Genomic DNA, 376 nt, shown 5'->3' on the forward strand with positions numbered 1-376 from the left:
GCAAGGGCTGGACTGAAAAAACACAAGTGCAATTTAAGCTTGAAGGCCAAGGAAAGCCATATGTGAATAAAGGAAAAGGGGTAGTCAATACAGGACTGGGTAGGGCTGGCGGTAAAGAAACTTTTGAGAAACAGATTATTCATTTTGAAAAAATTGGAGATATAAAATGAGCTATTTAAATTTAGATGATGATATGTATTTGGTTTATGATTTTAAAAAAGATATGAAAAATAGAAAAAAGAAGGAGCATATTGAAGATACAAGATTACTGTCATTGAATGACGAAAGTATCTTTGGCATCAAAAAAGACAAAGGATTGTTTGCGTCGGATGAATGGTGGGCTAATATTGATTCCGGACAGATTATCACCAGAAGC

Annotated in this window: 1 pseudogene; it reads left to right on the forward strand. The window is 34.6% G+C overall.

The features are described 5' to 3' along the window. Window positions 1-166 precede the first annotated feature (166 nt). Window positions 167-376, forward strand: a pseudogene (locus tag HMPREF2865_RS10990) (hypothetical protein); the annotation flags it as partial.

This window comes from Neisseria sp. HMSC073G10, from assembly GCF_001812605.1.
GTDB lineage: Bacteria > Pseudomonadota > Gammaproteobacteria > Burkholderiales > Neisseriaceae > Neisseria > Neisseria subflava_A.